The 25,940-nt window shown below is 30.8% G+C and carries 26 protein-coding genes; 11 read left to right on the top strand and 15 right to left on the bottom strand.

Annotated features, from left to right (window positions below):
- Window positions 1-147: 147 nt before the first annotated feature.
- Window positions 148-1,437: a YhgE/Pip domain-containing protein gene (locus tag BK821_RS00975; RefSeq protein ID WP_071330987.1), complete on the bottom strand. Its 1,290-nt coding sequence runs from the start codon at window positions 1,435-1,437 to the stop codon at window positions 148-150.
- Window positions 1,438-1,592: 155 nt separating this feature from the next.
- On the opposite strand from BK821_RS00975, the gene BK821_RS00980 reads away from it, so the two are divergent.
- Together BK821_RS00980 and BK821_RS00985 are read left to right on the top strand one after the other, a co-directional pair.
- A complete protein-coding gene (locus BK821_RS00980; RefSeq protein ID WP_071330988.1) occupies window positions 1,593-2,198 on the top strand; it encodes a TetR/AcrR family transcriptional regulator in 606 nt (201 codons plus the stop codon).
- 81 nt (window positions 2,199-2,279) lie between these two features.
- Window positions 2,280-3,218 carry a magnesium transporter CorA family protein gene (locus BK821_RS00985; protein WP_046835798.1) on the top strand — a complete coding sequence of 313 codons (939 nt, stop codon included), beginning with the start codon at window positions 2,280-2,282 and terminating at the stop codon, window positions 3,216-3,218.
- Window positions 3,219-3,314: 96 nt separating this feature from the next.
- On the opposite strand, the gene BK821_RS00990 is transcribed toward BK821_RS00985, so the two are convergent.
- Window positions 3,315-4,757: a sucrose-specific PTS transporter subunit IIBC gene (locus BK821_RS00990; protein WP_046835799.1), complete on the bottom strand. Its 1,443-nt coding sequence runs from the start codon at window positions 4,755-4,757 to the stop codon at window positions 3,315-3,317.
- A 346-nt stretch (window positions 4,758-5,103) separates the two neighbouring features.
- Between BK821_RS00990 and rsp the strand changes: the two genes are divergently transcribed.
- Both rsp and BK821_RS01000 read left to right on the top strand, forming a co-directional pair.
- Complete coding sequence (gene rsp, locus BK821_RS00995; RefSeq protein WP_046835800.1) at window positions 5,104-7,200, top strand: AraC family transcriptional regulator Rsp; 2,097 nt, start codon at window positions 5,104-5,106, stop codon at window positions 7,198-7,200.
- A gap of 153 nt (window positions 7,201-7,353) precedes the next feature.
- Complete coding sequence (locus BK821_RS01000) at window positions 7,354-7,701, top strand: DUF4889 domain-containing protein (RefSeq protein ID WP_046835801.1); 348 nt, start codon at window positions 7,354-7,356, stop codon at window positions 7,699-7,701.
- 143 nt (window positions 7,702-7,844) lie between these two features.
- On the opposite strand, the gene BK821_RS01005 is transcribed toward BK821_RS01000, so the two are convergent.
- Window positions 7,845-9,119, bottom strand: a complete 1,275-nt coding sequence (locus tag BK821_RS01005; protein ID WP_046835802.1) for a cation:dicarboxylate symporter family transporter — start codon at window positions 9,117-9,119, stop codon at window positions 7,845-7,847.
- 485 nt (window positions 9,120-9,604) lie between these two features.
- A complete protein-coding gene (locus BK821_RS01010; RefSeq protein WP_046835803.1) occupies window positions 9,605-9,961 on the bottom strand; it encodes a DUF3139 domain-containing protein in 357 nt (118 codons plus the stop codon).
- 461 nt (window positions 9,962-10,422) lie between these two features.
- Here BK821_RS01010 and BK821_RS01015 point away from each other — a divergent pair, with 461 nt between their 5' ends.
- The 3 genes from BK821_RS01015 to BK821_RS01025 all read left to right on the top strand — a co-directional run bounded on the left by BK821_RS01015 (window position 10,423) and on the right by BK821_RS01025 (window position 11,963).
- Entirely contained in the window at window positions 10,423-10,863 is a 441-nt protein-coding gene (locus BK821_RS01015; protein WP_046835804.1) for a MarR family winged helix-turn-helix transcriptional regulator, read from the top strand.
- 251 nt (window positions 10,864-11,114) lie between these two features.
- Window positions 11,115-11,492, top strand: a complete 378-nt coding sequence (locus BK821_RS01020; RefSeq protein WP_071330989.1) for an Hsp20 family protein — start codon at window positions 11,115-11,117, stop codon at window positions 11,490-11,492.
- 36 nt (window positions 11,493-11,528) lie between these two features.
- Window positions 11,529-11,963: an Hsp20/alpha crystallin family protein gene (locus tag BK821_RS01025; RefSeq protein ID WP_071330990.1), complete on the top strand. Its 435-nt coding sequence runs from the start codon at window positions 11,529-11,531 to the stop codon at window positions 11,961-11,963.
- A 105-nt stretch (window positions 11,964-12,068) separates the two neighbouring features.
- Here the strand turns inward: BK821_RS01025 and BK821_RS01030 are convergent, their stop codons facing one another.
- Window positions 12,069-12,605 (bottom strand): GNAT family N-acetyltransferase, encoded by a 537-nt coding sequence (locus tag BK821_RS01030; protein WP_046835807.1) that lies wholly within the window; start codon window positions 12,603-12,605, stop codon window positions 12,069-12,071.
- Between the two features lie 244 nt (window positions 12,606-12,849).
- Entirely contained in the window at window positions 12,850-13,665 is an 816-nt protein-coding gene (locus BK821_RS01035; RefSeq protein WP_071330991.1) for a formate/nitrite transporter family protein, read from the bottom strand.
- A 202-nt stretch (window positions 13,666-13,867) separates the two neighbouring features.
- Between BK821_RS01035 and BK821_RS01040 the strand changes: the two genes are divergently transcribed.
- Window positions 13,868-14,269: an Rrf2 family transcriptional regulator gene (locus BK821_RS01040; protein ID WP_071330992.1), complete on the top strand. Its 402-nt coding sequence runs from the start codon at window positions 13,868-13,870 to the stop codon at window positions 14,267-14,269.
- 63 nt (window positions 14,270-14,332) lie between these two features.
- Here BK821_RS01040 and BK821_RS01045 read toward each other — a convergent pair whose 3' ends face one another.
- Window positions 14,333-15,034 (bottom strand): GntR family transcriptional regulator, encoded by a 702-nt coding sequence (locus tag BK821_RS01045; RefSeq protein ID WP_071330993.1) that lies wholly within the window; start codon window positions 15,032-15,034, stop codon window positions 14,333-14,335.
- 171 nt (window positions 15,035-15,205) lie between these two features.
- Here BK821_RS01045 and BK821_RS01050 point away from each other — a divergent pair, with 171 nt between their 5' ends.
- Together BK821_RS01050 and BK821_RS01055 are read left to right on the top strand one after the other, a co-directional pair.
- Window positions 15,206-17,101 (top strand): beta-glucoside-specific PTS transporter subunit IIABC, encoded by a 1,896-nt coding sequence (locus BK821_RS01050; RefSeq protein ID WP_071330994.1) that lies wholly within the window; start codon window positions 15,206-15,208, stop codon window positions 17,099-17,101.
- Between the two features lie 20 nt (window positions 17,102-17,121).
- Window positions 17,122-18,564: a 6-phospho-beta-glucosidase gene (locus tag BK821_RS01055; protein ID WP_046835812.1), complete on the top strand. Its 1,443-nt coding sequence runs from the start codon at window positions 17,122-17,124 to the stop codon at window positions 18,562-18,564.
- A 64-nt stretch (window positions 18,565-18,628) separates the two neighbouring features.
- Here BK821_RS01055 and BK821_RS13400 read toward each other — a convergent pair whose 3' ends face one another.
- From BK821_RS13400 to BK821_RS01085, 7 genes are all read right to left on the bottom strand, one after another.
- Window positions 18,629-18,805 carry a hypothetical protein gene (locus BK821_RS13400; RefSeq protein WP_177165115.1) on the bottom strand — a complete coding sequence of 59 codons (177 nt, stop codon included), beginning with the start codon at window positions 18,803-18,805 and terminating at the stop codon, window positions 18,629-18,631.
- A gap of 82 nt (window positions 18,806-18,887) precedes the next feature.
- Window positions 18,888-19,361: an SRPBCC family protein gene (locus BK821_RS01060; RefSeq protein ID WP_046835814.1), complete on the bottom strand. Its 474-nt coding sequence runs from the start codon at window positions 19,359-19,361 to the stop codon at window positions 18,888-18,890.
- Window positions 19,362-19,955 (bottom strand): helix-hairpin-helix domain-containing protein, encoded by a 594-nt coding sequence (locus BK821_RS01065; RefSeq protein ID WP_046835815.1) that lies wholly within the window; start codon window positions 19,953-19,955, stop codon window positions 19,362-19,364.
- 289 nt (window positions 19,956-20,244) lie between these two features.
- Window positions 20,245-20,760 carry a YceI family protein gene (locus BK821_RS01070; RefSeq protein ID WP_046835816.1) on the bottom strand — a complete coding sequence of 172 codons (516 nt, stop codon included), beginning with the start codon at window positions 20,758-20,760 and terminating at the stop codon, window positions 20,245-20,247.
- Window positions 20,761-20,940: 180 nt separating this feature from the next.
- Window positions 20,941-22,494 (bottom strand): zinc ABC transporter substrate-binding lipoprotein AdcA, encoded by a 1,554-nt coding sequence (gene adcA, locus BK821_RS01075; protein ID WP_071330995.1) that lies wholly within the window; start codon window positions 22,492-22,494, stop codon window positions 20,941-20,943.
- A gap of 163 nt (window positions 22,495-22,657) precedes the next feature.
- The gene (locus BK821_RS01080; protein WP_046835818.1) at window positions 22,658-23,263 is read right to left on the bottom strand and encodes a DsbA family protein; all 606 of its coding nucleotides are present in this window, start codon (window positions 23,261-23,263) and stop codon (window positions 22,658-22,660) included.
- A gap of 55 nt (window positions 23,264-23,318) precedes the next feature.
- Window positions 23,319-23,687: a cystatin-like fold lipoprotein gene (locus BK821_RS01085; protein WP_046835819.1), complete on the bottom strand. Its 369-nt coding sequence runs from the start codon at window positions 23,685-23,687 to the stop codon at window positions 23,319-23,321.
- 290 nt (window positions 23,688-23,977) lie between these two features.
- On the opposite strand from BK821_RS01085, the gene BK821_RS01090 reads away from it, so the two are divergent.
- On the top strand, window positions 23,978-25,216 hold the full coding sequence (locus BK821_RS01090) for an aminoacyltransferase (protein WP_046835820.1): 1,239 nt from the start codon (window positions 23,978-23,980) through the stop codon (window positions 25,214-25,216).
- Window positions 25,217-25,527: 311 nt separating this feature from the next.
- Here BK821_RS01090 and BK821_RS01095 read toward each other — a convergent pair whose 3' ends face one another.
- A complete protein-coding gene (locus BK821_RS01095; RefSeq protein WP_071330996.1) occupies window positions 25,528-25,875 on the bottom strand; it encodes an ASCH domain-containing protein in 348 nt (115 codons plus the stop codon).
- Between the last annotated feature and the right edge of the window lie 65 nt (window positions 25,876-25,940).

Below are 25,940 nucleotides of genomic sequence, written 5' to 3' on the forward strand. Positions count from 1 at the left end.
TGTTTATGCTAACTTGCGGATTACATTTGAATAGGATATCACCTTGTATAAATTTATTTTTAAATATTCTTTAGCGTGTTTTATGATAAAAGAAGATGATACTTTTCAATCTAAAAAGTATCACCTTCCAAAAATAAACCTATTGAATTATGACGGTATTTCTGTACGTTTTTCACTATGTTTTCTAACTATTGAAGCAAGTAACATAGAAAGTATTCCAAAAATCATAAACCCAATAAACATCCACATTGTTGCGTTCATTTGTAATGGTTGTCCCATATATATTAACGCTCTTAAATATTCAGCATAATGTGTGAATGGATTCCAACTTACGATATAGTCTTGGTAAAATTGTGGTAAGAGTTGCTTAGGAAATGTGACGAGCTGCATACTAAAGAACATGAGTATAAAGAAGATTGGAATTGACTTTATACCTAACCATGTCATAACCCCTAGTATCAAACCGATAAAACCAAGTATCGCTATAGTGATATAAATAGCAATTTTATTTATATCTGTAAAATCAAACCCTTGAACACCAGACATAAAATAAACATAACCAAATCCACCGACTAAAGCCGTAATGACTGCTAATATCATTTGCCCTAGAGAAGCAATTAAACGTTGTGAAATCTTAATATTATTACTTTTTCTGAAGGCAAAGAATAATAATAAAGAACTAACAATTGAGCTCATCCAGACTGGCATGAACATTAAGAATGGCGCATTTCCACTACCTTGATGCTTTTTAACTGGATTTACTGTTTGATCATCTATTTTAATAGGATTCGTAATACCCTCAATATCTGTAGCGCTCACTTTCACATGTTGTTTATCCAATGTAGCTAAACTCTGTTTAGAAATTTGTTTATTGAGGTTATCGCCGATACTAGTTAATACATTATTGGCAATTTGAGATGCTTGTAAATTTGCGCCACCGTTTGTTATTGCCTTAAATGTCGCTTGCTCACCTGTGATATGATTCGCACTATTAGATTTATCCATCTTCTCTTTCATTTGTTGAGCTTGCTCTCGAGGTATCTGTCCAGATTTTATTTTGTCTTCCATTTCTTGCTTCTTACTATCCATGACTACCTGTTGTGTTTGACTCATAGCTTGTTTAGAAAAGTCTTGTTCAAGGATTGCTACACCAAAATACTTTTGCTCATTTAATCCTTGACGTGCTTCTTTTTCATTATCAACTTTAATCCATTTTATCTTATCTGATTCACTGTCGCTCAATTTATCTTCTAAATTCTCTCCAACATTGATAGTTCTACCTTGTATATCCGTACCTTTATCATGATTTACAATCGCAATAGGCATATCTTTAGGCTGCGGGTTATAGGCAGGATAAAACGCAGTTGAAAATATAATTAATAATATTAAAATTACTATTGGTGTAATCCATAACAATTTATTTTTAAATATATTCATAACCATAAACTCCTTATATATTATCGTATTGGTGATTCATTACTTTGTTTATTATAATAAGGAATATAAGATATTCAATATGCAATGATTAACGTATTGTTCATTTATCAACACATAGACCTAAATTGTCTATTAAGTAGGAAGGAGCATTTATAATGCAAGAAGATCGACGCGTAAGAAAAACGAAAGCTGCTATTAAACATGCATTTATAAATTTATTGAAAATAAAAGCATTAGATAACATAACGATTCAAGATATTACATCACAGGCTGATATTAATCGCGGTACTTTCTATTTGCATTATGAAGATAAATATATTTTACTTTCGAAGATAGAAGATGAATATACCTTAGCTTTATCGTCTGCAGTCGATTTCGACAGAGTCATTATGCAGAATGATGACTTAGAGGATTTTGCTAAGCATTTTACAGAAGACATTTTAATAAAAGTAGTGACTTATTTATATGATCATATAGATTTCTACAAAGTTATTTTTAGCTTAGAACGTAAAAGTCAAATTGAAAATAAAATTTCTGATATTATGCTGAATAATATGAAAAAACATGTTTCAAAAAACAATACAATTGCAGATATTCCTTTAGACTATTTTCATAGTTATACTGCAGGGGCTATGATTTCATTGATTAAACATTGGGTACAAGATGAGCAAAGAATGGCCCCAGATACTTTAGTTGAACACATATTTAAAATCATCTTTAACGGCCCTTTACGTCTTTTAGTGAGACCACATAATGAATAGTCGATTTAAATAAATCTTGTCATCTATCTATTTCTTCGCTAATATTAAAAAGAATTTTATAAGAAAGGATATATTTGTATTATGATTAATCCATATAAACACGCAAATACACATGAGATTATTGAATCTAAATTGGATTATAATACTTCTTGGATTAATGTCGTCGATCCGACTCGTGAAGAAATAGAGACATTAATGAATTTATATAATATCCCCGAAGACTTTATAAGAGATCCATTAGATTCTGAAGAAAGTGCTCGTGTAGAATATGACGAAGATACTGGTTACTCACTGATTATAGTCGATATCCCTATTGTTAATGATACCAACTTAAAGGTACTTTCATTTATTACCATTCCTTTAGGTATTATCATTGGGAATAAAAAGATACTAACCGTTTGTAATGTAGAGAATGAATTCCTTGAAAATTTTGCACGTCAAAATATGAACTTGCACTTTCATAGTCGATTTGCACTTAATATCTTATTGACTATTGCTAATCACTATAATAGAAATTTACGTTTACTTAATAAGACACGTTTACGTATCGAACGTAATCTTAAGAATAATGTTACCAATAAACAACTTTATAACTTAATGGAAGTAGAGAAAAGTTTAGTATATTTTCTTGCAGCACTGAAAGGTAATGACAGTATTATAAAAAAACTATTCAGACTTCCTGCAATTAAACGTTTTGATGAAGATGAAGATTTGTTAGAAGATTTAGTGATTGAAAATAACCAAGCAATTGAAACGACCGGGTTGTACACGGATATACTGGAAAGTATAACGACCTCTTATGCTTCACTACTTTCTAATGAAATGAATAATACAATGAAAACACTCACATTATTTACAGTGTTTTTAACATTACCTACTTTAGTTTTTAGCTTTTTTGGTATGAATGTACCTTTACCTATTAATGATCAAAGTTATATTTCATGGCTAATTGTTATCGGAATATCTTTGGTCATAGTTTCAATTGTTGGTGCTTTTCTCTGGCGTAAGCAAAAGTTATAACAATCGTTTTAGAAATTCAATAGAGGATTGGCAGACATCCTGCCGATCCTCTTTGATATTTGTAAACATTATAAAATCTAGATTTTCACTTTGCCGTTATTCTACAGAATCCTTATATACTTTCTTATATGAAAGGGCATACGTAATTGCGAATGCTACTATAAATGTAACAATCATCCCAATACCATAGTGTAGCCATCCATTATTTTGACCACTGATTGAAATAAATCCCGGTATGCCTGCTGTACCTAGTGCAATACCTTTCACTTTAAAAAACGATATATAAGCTGACCCTATCCCTGAACCTATAATAGCGCCAATAAATGGGTATCTCAGTTTCAAGTTCACACCAAACATTGCTGGTTCAGTAATGCCTAAAAGTGAAGATATACCTGCTGCAGATGCCACACCTTTTAATTTCTTATTATTTTTCACAATAAAGAATGCTGCAATTGCGGCTGCTCCTTGCGAGATATTAGACATTGTTGCAATTGGGAAAATAAAAGATCCTCCTGTCGTTGCACTATCAGCAATAAGTTGTGTTTCTATTGCAATGAAGCTATGATGCATACCCGTTATAACGATAGGTGCATAGAGTAAGCCAAATAGTAATCCTCCGATAGCACCACCAAATTCATATAGCCATGTTAATCCGTCAGATAACCAGTAACCTAACGTCCTAGTAATTGGTCCAACAAATAAAAATGTTAAAAATGCTGTAATCAATATAGAAAGTAACGGTGTTAATAGATTATCTAAAACGGTTGGTACAATTTTACGTAGCCCTTTTTCAATGTTCGCCAAAATATAAGCAGCAGCTAACATTGGTAAAACTTGTCCCTGATAACCGACTTGGTTAATTTCTAAACCAAATAAATTCCAATGAGGAATGACTTTACCTTCTTCTAAAGCTTTTGGATAGTCATATGCACTCATCAGGTCTGGATGGACGAGTATCATCCCCAATGCCGCTCCTAGAAAAGCATTACCACCAAATCTTTTGGCAGCACTAAAACCAATTAAAATAGGTAATAAAGTAAAGGGCGCATTAGCAAAAATATTTATCATTTCTGCTAAACCTTTAAATTGATCATGCACATCAATCAATGATTGTTTATCATAAAATATTCCTGGTGCAGTCAGAATGTTATTGATTCCCATTAATAATCCTCCAGCAACAATAGCTGGTATAATGGGTACAAAAATATCTGATAACATTTTCACAAATTTTTGAAATGGATTCATGTTTTTATTGCCCTCAGATTTAACTTCAGAGGTTGTTGATGCTTCTTTCCCTGTTATTAATTCTAACTCTGAAAACACCTTATTTACTGTCCCAGAACCAATAATGATTTGATATTGTCCCCCTGTAGAAAAGGTTCCCTTAACCACATCTAAATTAGATAATTTCTTTTCATCAACTATGCTTTCATCTTTAAGGACAAGCCTTAAACGCGTCGCACAATGTGCCATTGCATCAATATTTGCTTCTCCACCTATTGCATGTAAAATATCTTCAGCTGATTTCTTATAGTTCATATGTAAGCCTCCTATTAAAATAGAACCGGTTCCAAAAATTTCAATAACATCATTGTAATCGGTTTCAATAAATAACGCAATAACTTTTTTATATGATATTGGCTAGAAATGAAGCGTAACCTTTTTATTTGTATAATAGTGTGTCTCTATTTTATTCATTCAATTTCATTACATGAATTGTAATATGATATTTGCACTGTGAATTTCCTGAGACTTCATTTTATAAAGTAACAAACGTCATTCAACATTACTTTTTATATTTAAAGCATTAATATTCATAACGTTTTGTTATATAATGTAATTTATTCAGTAACAAATTACATTTATTATCAGGAGTTGTTAATCAGTGAAAGGTACATTATGTATTCATGAACTTTTAACTACTAATACTCGAAGATGTATAAATCAAGTAATAGTACTATTTTCTTTAAATCATCAATTTAACATTGTAATTAATGGCAAATATGAATCTGTAAATAATGATGTTATCATTATTAATCACAATGATTTATTTCAAATTAAGCATGCAACTAAACTTGTAGAACTCGTATTACCAATACAACAGTTTAATACAGTGCATCAACCGTTTTTCAACACCTATTATAATTTCAAACAACTTACTTCAACTGACGATATTAAACATCATATTTTAACTATGATAGAACAATTATATAATCAATATGAAGTGGATGACCAAACCATTTCTAAGTTGATAGATATTTTAAATAGCGAAACGAAAATTCATTTAGACACGCTCTATATTCCGAGCATCTTATCAGAGAATGCTTTATTAAATAATATTACAGAATTTATAAAAACACATAGTACTTATCCCGTTACTTCAAAAGAAATCACAAATGTCTTTTACATTTCAACATCCTATATTTCCATTCTATTCAAAAAATATTTAGGCATTAATTTCAAACATTATGTTGCAAGTTTAAAAATTGCACTTTCCTTAGACGAATTAATGTATACCCAAAACACCATCCATCGAATTTCAGAACATGTAGGTTTTAATCATTATTCAATTTATACACATCATTTTAAAAAGTATTTAAATATAACACCTAATATGTATAGAAAAAATTGTAACCGTAATAACACAATTCCAATAAAACTTGTTACTGCGGATATTGTTAATTATGCCCCCTATTTCAAGTCAATAGAAATAAATCAACCTACCAAATATAATCAAATAAATGTTGATTTAGATGATTTATGCTATGACACATTAACCAAAGTTCCCAAGGTATTTATTCACATAGATCATATAACTGATATGATTCAAGCTAACATAAACAGTAAAATGAAATTCAGTGATTTTGCGGAAATATATTTACTGTTGAATAACTTAAATAACCTTGCTCTTGAAAAATTATCTCTCACAACTGTGATAACATTTTTGAATTCAGTATTTTCAAATCAAGTTCACTTAGCGGTACGTATTGAAACAATAAATCAATTTATAGCAATCGAAAATATTATTTTACAAATTACAAACTCTACCCTGGCATTTGATATTCAAAGCAATATGGATAACTTACTGTTACTCTTTGATGCAAAACAACTTTCCCTTAAAGATATCAAGCGTTTTTCAAGTAAGATCCGAAATATAAATACTCAAATTAAATTAGCTATAACTGTAGAAGGTGTGATCAATCAATCAAGTTCATTAACTTTGGCTTTAAAGCAGTTACATAATTTTAACTTTGACTTCAATTTCATTGATATCGAAACATCTAACACACGTTCTTCTTTATATGCGCTGCATAAGGATTTCAAAAAAGAAATGAGTTATTTTGAGTGCTATAATAAACTTATTGAAATATCACATATTCCATCTACTAAATTTGTATATACGAAATTAACCAAAAATTGTTTCAAATATTATGAATCCAATATTCCATTAAAACTTTCAGATTTAATGTGTCATATGATGGCTATGCTTACCAATGGTTGTGGTGTGGGTTATTCACTTATAAATAAAAATGAGACAGAGTTAGCAATAATGAACCATTATTGTCTTTATGAGCCGTTAATCTATTTGTATCAATTTATAAACCCTTTTATCGGAAAACGTTTATATATGCATCAAAATTATATTGTTTTTAAAGACGAAAGTAACATACACATATTGTTATTCAATGCATTACATCAACATTTAACAACAAATCACTCTCAAACATTTGTTTTAAAGCATTATGATTTATCAAGACAATCCGTTGTATTCATCCAAACACTTAATAAAGAACATGGGTTAATTGACTATGTATTGCCTCCGTCTTTCGATAATACATATATTGAACGTTCCATTTTGCAACATATTGAACAATCAAGTCAACCTAAAGCTGAAATCAAGCAGCTTACCACACTAAATAATTCCTTAACATTTACAATTGCCCAGAATGAATTAAAATACATTCGCATTTCACCACAATAAGACGTATTCAATGTTACACTTAAAATGGAATATATTAACAATGTGTGTTGATGAAACAATTATTTTAAGTTGGCTTATGTATTCATCTTTTAATTGCATTATTTTACCTTTTTAGATATAACAGAGTAAATAAACATAAAGGAGAATTCAACGTTGAAAAACAATAAAGTATTTGCGATTACTATAAGTGCTATCATGTTGATTGTAGCTATTGTATTAGTCATTATGATGATGTCTGGTGGGCAAAAAGAAACCTATTATGGTTACATGAAAAATGATACTACTGCTGAAAAAATAGTGAGTGAAAAAGATCATAAAGTAGAAAAAAATGTCAAACTTCCTTCTGAATCAGGCTTTTCACCAAAACATGGCGATTTTGTAAAATTAATTAAAACTGACGGCGATGATGCTTTTAGTAAAATGGAAGTTGTAAGTCATGATGATATTCCTCATGGTTTAATGATGAAAATTCATGATATGGGCGAAATGAAAGGTATGTAATTTCATAACCTAGCTCATATTTAAATATCTTCTATTACATTGAATAGCTTATTGATTTTCTAATTGAGCACTAATGTCATATCATTATAAAAACACCAAGTAGTGTATACACTACTTGGTGTTTTAATGTCAGAATTAAAATTTTATATTGTTTTTAAGTATTCTTGCCCTTTTTCTTTATCATAAACATTTTCCCATTTCGCAATGACTATAGTAGATAATGCGTTACCCATTACGTTTACGCATGTTCTTACCATATCAAGCAGACGATCAATCCCTATAATAAGTGCTAGTCCTTCTGCCGGAAGTCCCATAGAAGTCAACGTTGTAATTAATACTACAATGGAGACACCTGGAACTCCTGCCATACCTTTTGATGCAACCATTAATGTTACCATTAACATAATTTGCTGACCGATAGACATATCTATACCATACATTTGGGCAACAAATAATGCTGCAATAGATTGGTACAAAGCAGAACCATCAAGGTTAAATGTATAACCTATAGGCACTACAAAAGATGTAACTTCTTTTGGAGAACCAAATCGCTCCATTTTTTGCATAATTATAGGAAGTACAGATTCAGAACTTGAAGTTGAAAAGGCTAGTAACAATTCATTTTTTAATATTTTCATTATTGAGAAAATATTAACACCACAAATTTTAGCTACAATCCCTAATACAACAACAACGAAGAATACCATTGCACCAACAACGACAAGTAATAATTTTAATAATGGCAGTAGTGCTGAAGCACCAAATGTCATTATCGTTGTACAAATAAATGCGAATACACCTATTGGTGCTAATTTAAGAATTTTATTTATCATCCAAAATACAGCTTCTAAAGCACCATTAAGCACGTCTTTAACCGGTTGGCCCTTGTCACCAACTGCTGACAATGCAATTCCAAAAAATACTGCAAAGAATATAATAGGTAATAATTCACCTTTAGTTAAAGCTTCAAAAAAGTTTGTAGGTACTATATTAACAATTGTATCGATAAAATGATTTCCGTATGTACTATGCTCTGCTGCCTTCGCAGACGATTCATAATTTGAAATATCACCTTTCGGTAATTTGTCCGGATTTAATCCCATACCTGGTTTAAATATATTTGCAAAAATTATCCCTAATGCTATAGCAATAGTTGTTATAATCTCAAAGTATACGATTGTTTTAAAGCCATAACGGCCGACTGTTTTAGATTCACCTACATTTGAAATAGATAAAGCTAGTGAACAGAAAACAACTGGTATAACGATCATTTTTATTAAATTCAAGAAGATATCGCCAAACGGTTGAATATAATTAACGAGTTCATCGTGCCCGTAGAGTAATAACCCTACAATCACACCTAACACCAATGCGATAATAACTTGCATCGGCAAACTAATTCTTCTAAAAATTGCCATGATGTTTCTCCCCTTCTTCTGACATTGCTTAATTATATCAAATTACATTTTCTTTAGATATAAAATTTTTATACAAAAAAGTTATTTTTTTACCTTAAATTTACATTTAACCCTATAATCATATATATAAGTAACATGAAGGTTTTTGCGCCTCACTTAAAAATCTCCTTATAACTACAGTAACAGTCGTTAAACGCATATTTATCTTCCTTTTTTTCTAGTATTTCAACACTATTTATCACTACTCTTTTCCAATTAATTGTATTTGAGTAACATACTATCAAAATGATCTTTAACGCTCCTTGTCTTACCTGAGTTTTGATGAATATTTATAACATTCTTAACTTAATACTTCAATAATATATAGGATAAACAGTGCTTCAAAAACACTATTAATCAATAACACCGACAAAGTATAAAAGCACCTACAATAAATTGTAGGTGCTTTTATACTTTAAATCTTCTTTTATGATAATTAAAACGAGTTAATCTTTAGGTTTATAGTCCTTTTTAAACGCATTGTGCTTTGCATCTTTTACATTTTTCTTCGTTTCTGAATCAAAGCCTTGAACAACAATACCTTTATACGTACTGACAGGTTGAACGACATACGTTAGACTTGAATCATCTTTAAATTTAACCTCTTTATAATACAATCCTTTTTTACCACTATATAATGTTTTTTCGGATTTTATTTGTTCAGTCAAATTTTGTTCTTTCATATAATGGTCAACAAGTTCCAAATTTTTATGACCTTGATACGTTCTTAAGCTAAAGAAAAATACAATAGCAATTATAAGTGATAAAACGAGTAACCCAAAAATTTTAAAAAATGTCTTCATCTTAATTCTCCTTTAGTTGAATCAATATCTTCCTATATTAAAATAAGTCCTTTTGACAACAAATACGAATGATTTAGTCCGCCTGAGTATTCATACTTATTTTCAATCATAATGTTATTAGTATGACTGATTATAATTAATTTATAAAGAGGTATAACATTTCTGTAACAAAATCTCCTTATATTATTATGCTTTAACAATTTTTGAGCTGACATCATTTTTTTAATTGCAGTAATCACATTAAAGTTGTTCACCCTTGCTTTAATCATATTTATAATACTTCATATGACCTTTTATTTTTAACAATTATCTTGTGTATTATGAGTTTATTTAACCTTTTTATATTTATCACTATGTAATCTATTATTAATAGTATAAAAAATTTCCAAAAGAGGCGCACAATCGTTCCTTGACAATGACTATCGTTCATAATAAGGTTAAATTTCAAAAGGGGTGATTAAATGGAGGAAAAAGATAGCTATCTCGAACGACAACTTTGCTTTCTTTTTTATGTTTCTTCTAAAGAAATAATTAAAAAGTATACTTCCTATTTAAAAGAGTTTGATTTAACATACACAGGTTATATTGTCTTACTCGCAATTAAAGCAGATGACAAGATTAATATTAAAACACTTGGTGAACGTGTTTTTCTAGACTCAGGTACACTGACACCTTTATTAAAAAAACTTGAGAAGAAGGGTTATGTCACTCGAACACGTGAATTAGATGATGAGCGTAATTTACAAATCACGCTTACTGATAAAGGTGTAGAAGTACGAGAACCACTCTCAAAAATTTCAAGAAAAGTTTTTAGCGAATTTAACATGGATCTTGATGAAGCTATTCACTTAAAAGAGACATTACAACATTTCGTTAATAAGAATTTTTCTAAAGATATCTAACTATACATGAGGTAATTTAAAAGTAAGGATTTGTAATCATTGCAGCCATTCTTCAACTTTTTATTGCCTCTTTTTTATACCCTTTTCTTAATTATTCACTTTCCATACTCACCTTTCTATTTTAGCAATATCTATTATTATACCCCTATTCACTTACAGCACATTTAAATTTTATACATAAGCCTTGACTTTGACTTTCTTTGACTAATATCTTATAATATGGTTATAAAGTTAAAGGAGAGGTGTTTAAGATGATACAAAATACTAGCACTCGTAATCTTCCAAACGATTTATTTGATAGTTTGTTACCAGAACGCCAAGATTTCAAAGTAGATGTTTATCAAGATGAAAATCAATACTTTGTGAAAGCTGAACTCCCTGGATTTAATAAAGAAAACGTTTCTATTGACTATAATGAAAATACTTTAACAATAACAGCATCGAACGTTAATACTACAAATGAAGAAATATCATCCTATATAATTAAAGAGCGAAACACAAGTGAAGTTAGCAGAAAATTCATATTCAAAAATATTAATGATACAAACATTTCAGCATCAATGGCTGATGGTATGTTGACTGTTAAGCTTCCTAAAAAACAATATAAAAAACAAATTATTATCGATTAAATTTATTTAAAATTAACTATAAAGGAGCAATGTATCATGACTTTTGAAAAAAAATCTTTTAACAATCCATTATTTGACGTGAATCCTAGCGACTTATTCAAAGACTTTGGCCGTCAATTTTTTGAACAATTCCCTGGTAACAGTTCTATTAAAGCAGATGTAAAAGAGTTAGATGATCAATATGTCGTTGAAGCTGAACTGCCAGGATTCGAAAAAAGAAATATTTCTCTAGAATTTGAGAACAATATACTCACAATCGAAGGTAAACAGACAACTGAAAATAAATCAGCAGATGATAACGGGCAAGTGATTCATCAAGAACGTAGCTTTAATGATGTAAAACGTCAGTTTACATTTAATAATGTAGATGAAAATGCAATTCAAGCTGCTTATGATAAAGGTGTGCTCAATGTGAGATTACCTAAGAAATCAGTTAACGACGAATCAAAAACAAATATTCAAATCGATTAAACAAACTAGTAACTCTGCAATAATAGTAAGTTTGCAACACTATTTCATAAAATAAAAAACCTGGACGAGTGGTCATTGCACTCATCTAGGTTTTTTTATTATTGATTAAAACGGTGGATGACCAAGGACATCTTCGTGAAAACGTTCAGGTATAAGTACTTTTCTCATAATAACACCTAAATCGCCATCATCACTTTCGTGTTCAGCATAAACTTCATAGCCACGTTTTTTATAAATATCAAGTAACCATGGATGCTTACGTGCAGAAGTACCTAACGTTACTGCCGGTGCTTTGAGTGTATCTCTTAAATATGTCTCTTCTACATATTTTAATAATTTACTCCCTAATCCCTTACCATCGTATGAGGGTTTTGTAGCAAACCACCAAACAAATGGATAAATAGATATACGACGCTTACCTTCCCATGGATAGCGAACAGTGATCGTAGAAATGATTTCAGTTTCATTTTCTAAAACAAACGTTGTGCTAGTGATAAGATTATTTTTCACTAAATCCACACTGGCATTGACTGATGGCCAATCTATCTCTAATTCTCTTAGTGGGGTGAATGCTTCATACATTAATTTTTGTAATTCTTCAGCATCCGCTTCTACAGCCACTCTGATGTTATATTCAGACATTGAGACACTCCTTTTTTATATGCAGTATATATTTTCTACTATAATTATATTTAAAATCAACATTTCTTTTTATAATCATAACAATACAATATGGGTTCTTGATATTTGAGTCAATTGATACGTTTTATAAAAATAAAATCCTTGTATATCTAGATGTATCACACTTTTTATGTAAGCCCTTCAAATAAAAAACCTCATAATTTTGATTACGAGGCTTTTCGAACATATTTTATAATAATTATATCTACTGCAAACTATCTCTTTTACCATTCAAATAGGCATATAATAAACCTACAAAAATACCACCACCGATAAAGTTACCGATAAATGCAAATGTAATATTTTTTAATACATGTAACCAAGCTACGGCATCAAAGTCATAAAAAATCATCCCTACATAAAGTCCAGCATTAAATACTACGTGCTCATAACCCATAAATACGAAAACAATCACACCACATGCGATAAAAAATGCTTTCGATAAACCATCTTTAAATTGTATTGAGATATAAATGCCAATATTAATAAAAAAGTTACAAAAGATAGCTTTACCCAATATTGCAAACCAAGTGCTATGAACCGTCTTACTATCTACAAGCGCACGCAAACTCTCAATCATTTCGGGTGTCATGATAGGGGTGATTTTCATTATGATAAACAAAATAAAACCACCTATAATATTAAAAAAGAAGCATACTAATGCAATAGCTAACGCTTTATTAAGCGCGATTACTTTATAATACCAACCTACAGTTAAATACATAAAGTTACTCGTTAATAATTCTGAGTGTGTAAGTACAATCAATACTAAAGCTAAACTAAATGCAATAGCTCCCACTAAATTAACTAACCCTTCATTGGCCCCTTCAAATTGCGCCTTGATTGCGAGCATAAATACAGTGACAAGCGCTAATAGAAACCCTGACATTATTGCCTTTAAAGCATAACGCCCTGGCGTTTGACTGAATAATACCGTTTTCATCTGTACCTGACTATTAATATTTTCAATTGTTTCCCTCGACATGTATGTATCTTTGATTGCTTTATGATTATCTATCATAAAAGCGCCCCCCTTATACAATTAAATTTCCTAATATGAAATATTACTCATACATTAAAGCCATTATATTATTTTCAAGCTATTTTTAATAGTTCAATATGGCAATGTTTTATATTTTAATACATTGATAGTTCTAAAAAAATGGCGTAAACTTTACTTGTATATAATAAATACACAAGTATCTAGTATTGGAGGCACTCACTTGAACACACAATTTTCAGTTTCAATTCATATACTTACCTTGTTAGCTACAGAAAAAGAGGCAGTATCTAGTCAATATATAGCTGATAGTATTAATAGTAATGCAACTTTAGTGAGAAAAATATGTCGTTATTTAAAAAATGGCCATTTTATTCATAGTAGCCAAGGTAAGGCGGGGTATAATTTGTCTATACCTGCAACAGAAATTAAATTAGGGGATTTATATCAATTAATATTTTCAGAAACTGCACACTTTGCCAAAATTCATAATGATACAAACCCTAATTGTTATGTTGGGAAAAATATTAGCCATGCCTTAGACGAAATATACAATGAGGTAGATCATGCAATCGTCAATCAACTTAATATATATACTATCCAAAGCGTTATTGATCGCTTTTAAAAAGCTTGTTTACCTTGTGATGTACTTAATTAAAGTTAAGTCATTACAAGATAAACAAGCCTTTTATTTTTGAGATGGAATATAAAAATGTGCATTTTGGTAATGATATAACAAATTTGAACAATCGAATGGTATGCCCGTGGTAGTATAAAATATTTGTTCGTATCTTAAACAAGGGTCTCCATTACTTAATTCTAACTTTTCAGCTTCCTGTGACTTTAATTTATCAACTGCAAAATAAATATCTGAAAATCCTATTTTTACTTTTAAATTTTGCTCTAAATATTTAAACACAGAATTTTCAGCTATAGATTCATTTAAATATAATACAATATCTTTATTAAAGTATGATTGTTCGAAACATAATACTGCTCCATCAACATAAACTATACGTTCCAATACATATACAGATGTATCATGCGATAGCTTTAACTTCTGACAAACATCTTTAGGGGGTAACACCTCTTCTACACGCAACACTTTATTCGTTACATGACTGCCCTCAATTTCATCACTAAATCCACTAGAAGAAAATAAATTAAGATATCCTTCTCTTTTTTGATTACGCACATATATGCCACTACCACGAGCTTGGTAAATATTCCCCTTTTTCTCCAAAGCTTCTAACGCTTTGATGATTGTACTCTTACTCACATTATATTTAGTTTTCAAAGCTTCCACGCTCGGTAATTTATCACCAGCTTGAAAATTTCCTTCTACAATATACCGATTTAACTGTTGAGCAATTTGTTCATACTTGAGCATACATATACCCCTTTTATAATAAAATTCAAATCATTATAACATGAACTTCATTTTAACATACATCACATATAATTTGTTAGGGTCTTTACAAATTGTACCGGTATAATTATAATGAAGTAAATCGCTTACATTAAAGTGTGTTTAATATATCAATGAAGGAGTTGCAAAAATATGGCAGATAAAAATGAAGTGCTTGCCCAGCAAATCTTAGATGCTGTTGGTGGCGAAGAAAACCTTGTCAATAGTACGCATTGCGCAACTAGATTGCGTTTAGTATTAAAAAGATCTATACCTGATGCTAAAAAGAAAGTGTCCGAAATTGATGGCGTCGTTACAGTCGTTGAAAATAATGGGCAGTTTCAAGTAGTTATAGGTAATAATGTTGGTGAGGTATATCAATCATTCGAATCTTTAACAGGCGATGATGTTAGAAGTAGCGACCTAGAACAAGAAAATAAAGGCACTGTTATTAACAGAGTTATCGCAACTATGTCTGCAGTATTTGCACCTTTTATATATATTTTAGCTGCCGCAGGTATATTGCAAGGTTTACTAATTGTTATCAACCTCATTGCCCCTACTTTTAAAAATACTGGCACTTATGAAGTGTTTAATTTAATATCATGGGCGCCTTTTACATTTTTACCTATATTCATAGCAATCACTGCAGCCAGACATTTTAATGTAAATATTTATATTGCAGTCGCTTGTACTGCAGCACTCGTTAGCCCTGAGTTAAGTGATATAGTAGCTAAAATCCAAGATGGTGAATCAGTACGATTATTTGGTATTCCATTAACAGAAACGAGCTATACATCATCTGTTTTACCGCCTTTATTATTAGTCTGGATATTATCTTACGTTGAAAAATATTTAAATAAGTGGATACATGATGTGGTTAAGCCATTATTCACACCCTTTTTCAGTATTATTATAATGGTCCCAATCACTTTGCTTGTAATTGGTCCAATATCCACACTTGCTGCACATGGTATTGCGGGTGGCTTTAACTACCTAGTAGCTGTTGCTCCTTGGTTGGCAGGCGCTTTAATTGGAGGATTATGGCAAATATTTGTAATCTTTGGTGTTCATTGGGGAATCACTCCTGTTATTTTAGCCAACTTTGAACAACATAAGAGTGATGCGTTCCAAGCTTTCCAGACAATTGCTGTCATTTCACAATTTGGCGCAGTATTAGGTGTATTCATCAAAGCTAAGCGTACAGAAATTAAGAGAGTGTCATCATCTGCTGGTATCACAGCAATCTTCGGTATCACTGAACCTGCAATGTATGGTGTGAACTTACGCTTTAAAAAACCCTTTATCATCGCATGTATTAGTGGTGCCATAGGTGCCTTCGTAGCTAGTTTCTTTAATCCAAAATATTATGCCTATGCTGGCCTTCCTGGTCCTATAACTATAGTTAATGGTTATAGCGCAGATAATCCTACCTCAATTTGGGGCATCTTAATTGGTAGTGCTATTGCTATCATTTTACCAATTATATTAATTCAAATTTTCGGTTATGGAGATGATACAACAGAGGATGTTAATACTACTAATGCGAATAACGATGATACATCTATGATTTCGCCTCAAAATGAACATCTCGAAACAACGATTTATGCACCAATCCATGGTCAAACCATCGCATTATCAGAAGTTAACGATCCTATATTTTCAGAGGGCATGATGGGAAAAGGAATTGCTATTAAGCCACATGATAACACTATACTGGCTCCTCTTGATGGTGTGATTAGTATGATTGCACCAAGTAAGCATGCTATTGGCATTACTTCTGAAAATGGCGTTGAACTATTAATACATGTTGGACTTGATACAGTTCAATTAAACGGAAAAGGATTTGAATTATTAATTCAAGAAAATGACACGATCACACGTAATCAACCATTATTAAATTTTGATAAAGATACAATTCAGTCACAAGGCTACGATACTGTCATTCCTATTATAATTACAAATTCGAATGAATTTGACGACATTATCGTTGAAGACCCAGCTGAAGTTAAACAAAACGAAGCAATATTTACAATTATAAATAAATAATATAAAGGAGCTTGATTAAAATGACAAAATTACCTAAAGACTTTCTATGGGGTGGCGCTTTGGCTGCCAATCAATTTGAAGGCGGATATGATGAAGATGGCAAAGGGTTAAGTGTAATTGATGTAATGACGAACGGTGAACATGGTCAAGCACGAGAAATCACTCAGGACATTGATGATAATAAATATTATCCTAATCATATCGGAATCGATTTCTACAATCGCTATAAAGAAGATATAGCACTGTTTAATGAAATGGGACTTAAATGTTTACGTACTTCTATCGCATGGTCTCGTATTTTCCCTAAAGGTGATGAAACAGAACCAAATGAAGCCGGACTTCAATTTTATGATAATGTTTTTGATGAGCTCTTAAAATATGGTATAGAACCTGTTATCACACTCTCCCATTTTGAAATGCCATTGCATTTAGCTCGTGAATACGGTGGCTTTAGAAATAGAAAAGTGGCTGATTTCTTTGCACACTTTGCCGAAACAGTCTTTAAACGCTATAAAGATAAAGTAAAATATTGGATGACTTTTAATGAAATCAATAATCAAATGGATACAGATAATCCTATTTTCCTATGGACAAATTCTGGTGTGCAAGTTAAAGCACATGAAGACCCCGAAGAAGTACTATATCAAGTAGCTCACAATGAACTCATCGCTAGTGCTAAAGCAGTGAAAATAGGAAAAGAGATTAACCCAGATTTCGAAATAGGCTTAATGATTTCTCATGTGGCTATTTATCCGTATTCTTGTAATCCAGAAGACATGATGGAAGCTGTTAAAGCGAACCGTCTCCGCTTCTTCTTCCCAGATGTACAGGTACGTGGTTACTATCCAAGTTATGCTAATAAAATGCTCGAACGTAAAGGCTATGATATTGGCTGGCTAGATGGAGATGAGCAAATATTACGTGAAGGTACTGTAGATTATATTGGTTTTAGCTACTATATGACAACAGTGGTTAAGCACGATGCAGAGTCTTATACCGGCGAGAATGTTACCAATGGTGGTTTAGCACATTCGGTTGATAACCCGCATATTCAACAAAGCGACTGGGGATGGGCCATTGATCCTACTGGTTTACGTTATACTTTAAACGTATTATATGATCGTTATCAGATACCACTCTTTATTGTTGAAAATGGCTTTGGCGCTATTGATGAATTTGATGAAAATGGCCAAATACATGATACTTACCGTATTGACTATTTAAAATCACATATTGAAGCGGCTATTGCTGCGGTTGATGAGGACGGTGTAAATCTAATGGGATATACACCTTGGGGCATTATTGACATCATTTCCTTTACTACTGGCGAAATGAAAAAGCGTTATGGTCTTATCTATGTAGATAGAGACAATAATGGCAATGGTACATTAGAACGTAAAAAGAAAGCGTCATTTGATTGGTATCGTAAAGTAATTGAAACAAATGGAGAAGTACTTAATTAACTTAAATATCTACACAAAGAAGTCAGAGCATACATTAGTAATGCTCTGACTTCTTATTATAAAATCAAACTTTAAATTTACTTAAAGTGCGCAAACCATAAGCAAAAATAGCATAGCCCATTAATGTACGTAAAAACCATCTGAACATACGTTTATTTATACATTTTTCATTTATAATCCCAGCTGGTATAAGTGTACTCAATGTATATAAGACAAGTACTTTAACATAACGTTTATTCAATAGACCCACCTCTTTTCATCTTCTATTATAACGAGGTTAGCTTTTAAATAGACGTTGTATTTTTAACATATTTTTGACTTTTCTAAAATGTTTTCACTAGTGCTTCCAAGTTATCAAAAGTACCGTCCATACCTTCTTCAACACCCATATCCAGTAATTGTTGAGCTGCTTCGGCATCTGGTAATTCAGCAATTGATTTAATGGTTGTAGTGCCATCTTTATTATCTTTAATATGAATCGTATTATGCATGCCTGCCATTGTCTTATCGATATTCCCATCTTGATCTGCAAAGTAATCATAGTAATCAATAAGTGTAGGCCGTTGGACATCATTATAATTTGTTACAGTGTAACTTGTTCCTTGAGGGCCTCGAATAGCAAAAAATGCATTGCCCTCGGTCTGAACATTAAACGTATATACTTCTGTGATTGCGCCTTTAGGATGGAACCATTGCTCAAATAAAGCTTGTTCCGTATAGGCATTAAATATCTGATCTGCCGTTGCATTAAAATTTCTAATAAATATAATTTTATTTTGTTCAATTTGTATACTCATTTATACATCTCCTTCGTCCATAATGACATATGAGGTTATTGTTTTTACTTTAGCATCTTTCTGGTGACTTTCAAATTCAAAGAAATCTGCAAAATATATCGTTGAACCATCCTTTGCAATTTGAGTACCATGCAACGCACCAAACTTACCATGAGATAAATTTTGCGTAACATTTAATGAAACTATTTCAACTTGGTGTGATTCCAATTCTTCATAAAAAGCATCTAACCCTTGTATCTGAAATGCATCGACTACATTCCAAACAAAATTTTCAGTGACAGTTTTAATTAGTTTTTCCTTTTCAATGAGGGCACAACCAATTAAAAATTCTAACATCATACGCCTTTTAGGTGCATTATCACAATTTAAATCTCCTGTTAACTTAAATGGTAACGCGGGCAACACATCATTTTTAAAACTTAAATCTACGTCCTTTAATGCTTGTTCAAGTATCTCAATAGCTTTAGGACCAATACCATGTATATCTAATAACGTTGTTCGTTCATAACTTGCTACTTCTTCTAAGTTTGTTACTCCGAGTTCTTTTAGTGCTTTTGTGGCAGGAACGCCAATTTCAGGTATGTCCGTAGTCATATTATCGCCCCTTTCTTATCTCCACTATACCCCCTACGCATGATTTTTAATTCAAACATATTATTTTATATCTCTTTATCAAAATATTTTTTACAAGTCATGTTTGAATATTTACTATGTTACTCAATAGGATTAGTATATATTTTTTATAATCAATATTTTATTAGGCTATCCACCACTAATAATAAAGAAAGAACTCTATCAGCTTTTAATACCTGATAGAGTTCTTTTATAACTTAGCTTTGTAACATCTATAATTTTATTTTCTTACTTTAAATAATGCATAATATTAATCTTCTAAAGCAAATTCTAAACTCACTTGAAATTTAATATCTTTGCCAATCATAACGCCACCTGTTTCGAGCGTTTGGTTAAATGTAACCCCATATTTGTCACGTTCAATTGCACCATTTACGATAAAACCTACCGTTTCGGCACCATTCATTGGATTTTTACTTTTTCCTTCATAATTCAATTCAAATGTTTCTTCTTTTGTTACATCTTTTATAGTTAAGTTACCAGTAATTGATTTATTATCAGCATGAGTAATTTCAAATTTGATTTCTGGATAGTTTTCAACATCTAGGAAATCACCGCTACGTAAATGCCCATCGCGATCTTCTACACGCGTATCAATTGAATCAGCTTTAATAGCGAACTCACCTTTAAGTGTACTCAAATCATTTACATCGCCTTCTATTTTAGCATCAAAATCATTAAATCTACCTTTAATGTTTGAAATAACTAAATGCTTAATTGAAAATTCCACTGCTGAATGTGCTGGGTCAAAATTAAATGTTGTCATAGAAACATACCTCCAAAGTATTTTTGAATTTTACCACTATACTTATTATATCAACTATATTTTATATATCAACAAAAATGGTTTCTATTTTCACTCTTTAAATTTTATTCCCTTTAAATGTCAATTTACTCATTTTTATTATTAAGGTTTCGTAAAAGTTTAAAACCACCTTATTTATGATTAGTGTGCTAACATCTCCTCTTTTATTTCCTTTTTAGTTAAATCTTGAGGATAATACGTCGGCCAGTTATCTAATTCTTTTAAGACTTTTCCTCTATCATTACCTATAAATATATGAAAATGATGTGATTTTGTCGGCGCTATATTATGATCACTAAATTGCACATATTTAGGTAATGTTTTATCTTCGCCTTCTGTAAGTTTATACGTAAACCTAACACCTCTATTACCTTTTTCATATTTCAAAATATCTTTTCCATCATATTTATATTTACCTTGTATTTTCTTACCATCCTTCGTGAATGCAATCGTATCATTATTTATTTTCAAATTTTCAATATCAGTTTCGTAACCCTTTTCATAATATGCCTTATATTCTTTTTCTGACATTGAATCATCTTCATTAGCTTTATGTTTCATTACTTCATCCAAGCTACCATCTTTTAAGTATGGATATATTGATTGCCAGTCACCATTATAATCTGAAAGCTTTCTATCTTTAACTTGGCTATCTTTAAAATAACCTTCCGATATAGCTTTCTCATGCTTGTTCTTTTTACTGTCATCGTTGACTTTAATATTATCATTTAAAGTCATATTAATATGCTTAATGTTTTTCTTCATTAATGATTGGAAGGTGATTGTTTTATCACTTTGTTGTGCTTTAGTTAATGATTCCATATTATAAAATTTTAATGGTTTTGCCTTAGTTTCTTTACGTATTGTATCTGTCACCTTATTTGAAACGTTATCTTCATAGAGAATATATTTAGTACCAGACTCATTAATTTCTTTTACAATTTTAGTTAAATCTTTTTGTGAAGGATCTTCAGCATTCATATTTTGGACACCTTTTTGTACAAATCCATAACGATTAGCTAGATATCCCATTGATTCATGAGAAATAAATACTGCGTTCCCTTTTTTATCCTTTGTTGTATCTTTCATTTTTTCATCAATTTGTATTAATTCTTTATTTAATTTTTTATAATTTTTCTCGTATTCTTTTTTATGATTTGGGTCTTTTTTAATCAACTCATCTTTAATTTCTTTCGCAAAGGTTTGATCAAACTTAGGATCTAGCCATATGTGTGGATCATATCCACCATGATGATGATGACCTTCTTCACTACCGTGATTATGTTCTTCTGACTCCTCGTGACTATGTTGGTCTGTCAGTAATTGCGATTTATCCAATTTATCTTCCAATGCCAATTTTTTATCTTGTGTTTTAATTGTGGCTGCTACTTTTTTAGCAACAGGGTCTAAATCATCACCCGTGTAAATGAATAAATCAGCCTTACTCGCGCTGATAATATCTTTTTGTGTTGGTTCAAAGCTGTGCATGTCTGTGCCTTCTGGATAAATAGATTCTACAGAAACATGCTCTCCACCAATTTGTTCTGCAAATGATTTTAACGGATAAACTGTAGTGTTTATTTTTATTTTTTTGTCATCTCCTTGAACGTTACGCTCTGCATCGTCTTTTCCACATGCTGTCATTACAATAGATAAGATAATAACTAGAAATGATATGTATATTGTTCTCTTCATAATTTCCCTCCATTAAATAGTAATCGTTACGATTTAAAATTATAGCCTTAGTTCGTTTGAAAAGCAATACCTTAAAATATTTTTTCGTAATAATTACGATTTAAAAATCATAAAAAAAACCCCAGTACAATCTTTTATGAAATTGTACTGAGGCATAATTTAATTATTGCTTATCTAATAACTTTTTATAATTATCATAGTGATAAGGGTCTTCTAGTTTTTTACCAGCAATATAAACTGTAGGTGCAGTATCAATGTGTTTATCTTTGTATTGCTTTTGATCATCTTTAGCTGCTTGCCATGATTTACTATTTTTTGTTTTATATTCTTTTTTTATTTTCTCTTTAGTCGTCTTTTTAATCGCTAATTTATCAATTTGTTTGTCCACCACTTCTTCGGTAATCCATTTTTTTTCTGAATCGGGTTGTTGTTCAAACATTAATGATTGAAATTTTAAATAGCGACTTGGTGCTATTTGTTTAACTGCATGCCCAGCTCTAGATCCAATTATAGAATCTTTTCCTAAAAATGCCATATTTACAAATTGATAGTTTACTTTGTTCTTGTCGATATAATCTCTTTTTAGTTTTGGCATGATATTATGTTCAACTTTTTTACAATAAGGACATTTAAAATCACCATATTCGATGATTTTTATTTTGCCATTACTATCACGTTTGTCATCTTTATGTGCATGCTCTGGATTCGTACATCCCACCAACAGTAATATTGTTGCTGCTATCATTAAACTTATCCATAACTTTTTCATATGCTTATGTGGACACCTCGATTGCCTTTTGAATAATAGCTAAACTGCGGCTTCTTTATTCATTAATATTCATATTTTCTTCTTTATAATCTGCTTCATGAGTTTGTGTATAGCCTTTTGAATTAAAATCAATTAAATATTTAGCTTTTCCATTTTTAAATTTATAAGTATAATAATGCACTTCGGCATCTTCTTTTAATGGTTTATAAGCTAATGTTACATATTTCCCTTTTTCATATACATAAATATTAGCTTCTTTTTTATCGAATTTTTTATGCGCATCGCCTTCTTGTTTCTGAGCTAAATGCTTTTGATATGTTTGTTGCTGATTGACAGCTTTTTCTATTTTGTCTGTATATTTACTACTGCTGCATCCCGCACTTATTGCTACCGATACAACAATCAAAATCAATAACTTTTTCATTACTTACCTCTCCTAAAACATCCCCATTTTTTTAATAGAATTCTATTTTAATATACACCATTATTCCGTATGTAACATCATACAACGAAAAATCCAAATGTTCTAGTCTATTTTGCCCATAGAAATTATGTGAAAAACCACTAACAATTATATGCATCTCACAATTAATCACTATACCAACAATCTTCTTATACAATGTCATTTAACATTAATTTTGATATACTGTTTATATATCAACCAATTTAATAAAAAAAATTTAAATTACCCCTTTAAGGAGGAAAAGAAATCCTATGCAATTTGTGAATATTACCCCTGAAGAATTTGCTGAATTCACACACAATAATTTTTCTCATTATACTCAGACGCGTGTGAATTATGAAGCACAAGATCAATCCGACGCACATTTACTAGGTGTTAAAAATAAAAATGGTGAAATCATTGCTGCTGGTATGTTTACCGAAGCACGTGCTTTAAAATTTTTCAAATATTTTTATAGTCAACGTGGTCCTGTACTAGACTACAATAATATTGCATTAGTTAATTTTTACTTCAAATCACTAACTTCATATTTAAAAAAACATAACTGTCTATATGTATTACTCGATCCTTATATTTTAGAAAATTTAAGGAATGCAGATGGTGAAATCATTAAGTCTTATGATAATCGCATGTTAATTAGTACATTAGACCAATTAGGTTATAAGCATCAAGGCTATCCTGTTGGTTATTCAAAGACTAGTCAAATTCGTTGGCTATCTGTTTTAGACTTAAAAAATAAGACCGAACAGCAATTATTAAAAGAGATGGATTATCAAACACGCCGAAACATTAAAAGAACTGAAGAGATGGGAGTTAAAGTTACAACACTTCCTATTGAAGAAACTGAAAGATTTTTCAAGTTATTTAAAATGGCAGAAGAAAAACACGGTTTCTCTTTCCGAGATGAGCCTTACTTTGAAGAGTTACAAAAAGCATATAAAGGTTATGCTTCTTTACAGTTAGCTTATATTGACTTAAACGAATATATCGCGAGCTTAAAAGAAAAACATAATACCTTAAACAATCAACTACTTGAAGTTGAAACAGCATTAACAGAAAGTCCAAATTCAAAAAAACAAAAAACAAAGCATACACAATTAACACAACAAATTAATAGTGCACAGCGAAAAATAGATGATACAGCAGCAACTATAGCTACAGATGGCTCAATACTAGATTTGGCCGCTGCAATTTATATTTATAACGATTATGAAGTATATTATTTATCAAGTGGCTCTAATCCTAACTATAATGCATATATGGGTGCGTATAAACTACAGTGGGAAATGATTAAATTTGCTAAGAGACATAATATTGACCGCTACAATTTCTATGGCATTACTGGAGATTTCAGTGAGGATGCTGAGGATTATGGTGTACAGCAATTCAAAAAAGGCTTCAATGCTGATGTTGAAGAATATATCGGGGACTTTGTAAAACCTATTAAACCTTTAGTCTATAATATTGGCAAATTAATAGGGAAATTATAATAAGCGAAATATGAGTCGTTCAGTAATCCAATCGACGACGATGTCGATTGGATTTAGTCTGTCGACAAAGATTCCAACTTAGCGTCAGTTTTTTTATACTTTCCACATCCACACACTCTATTTTTAGCCTTGCATCTTTATAGTAGATGTTCGATCAAATAGCTATTATGGACTTGAAAACGGAAATTTGAATTGTAACAAATTCTGAAATTATTTGAAAGACCACTGTTATTTAATAAATAGCAGTGGTCTTTGTTTTGAGTTGATATTACAGTCTATTTACCTAATTATAACCGACATGTTTATCAAGATTATTTTGATACTACACGTATTTTTATAGCTAATGCCCCATAGTTTAATTCATCTGTTTGACTATATATTTGATAAATTTGAGCCAATTTTTGAGATAATTGCATTTTTTCATCCATGCCAATTTCTTTATTAGAATATGCTTTAAGCAATGCTTGAAACGATATATATTGTATTACTTTTAACACTTCAACTTTAATACTTTGATTCTTCTCAATATTTTCAAAAACGATAAAATCTCCCGCCTGTACTTCTTGTCTCTTCTTATCATTTAGTCTGACTTCAATCGTTTTTGAGCCATTTTCAATTAACCGAAATGGCTTATCATACAATTTCATATTATGATCCATTATTTATTTACCTCATTTATTTTGAAAATAACTTACTATGCTATTTATAGACTTCAAATTATTAT

Source organism: Staphylococcus sp. LCT-H4 (assembly GCF_001866145.1).
Lineage (GTDB): Bacteria > Bacillota > Bacilli > Staphylococcales > Staphylococcaceae > Staphylococcus > Staphylococcus succinus.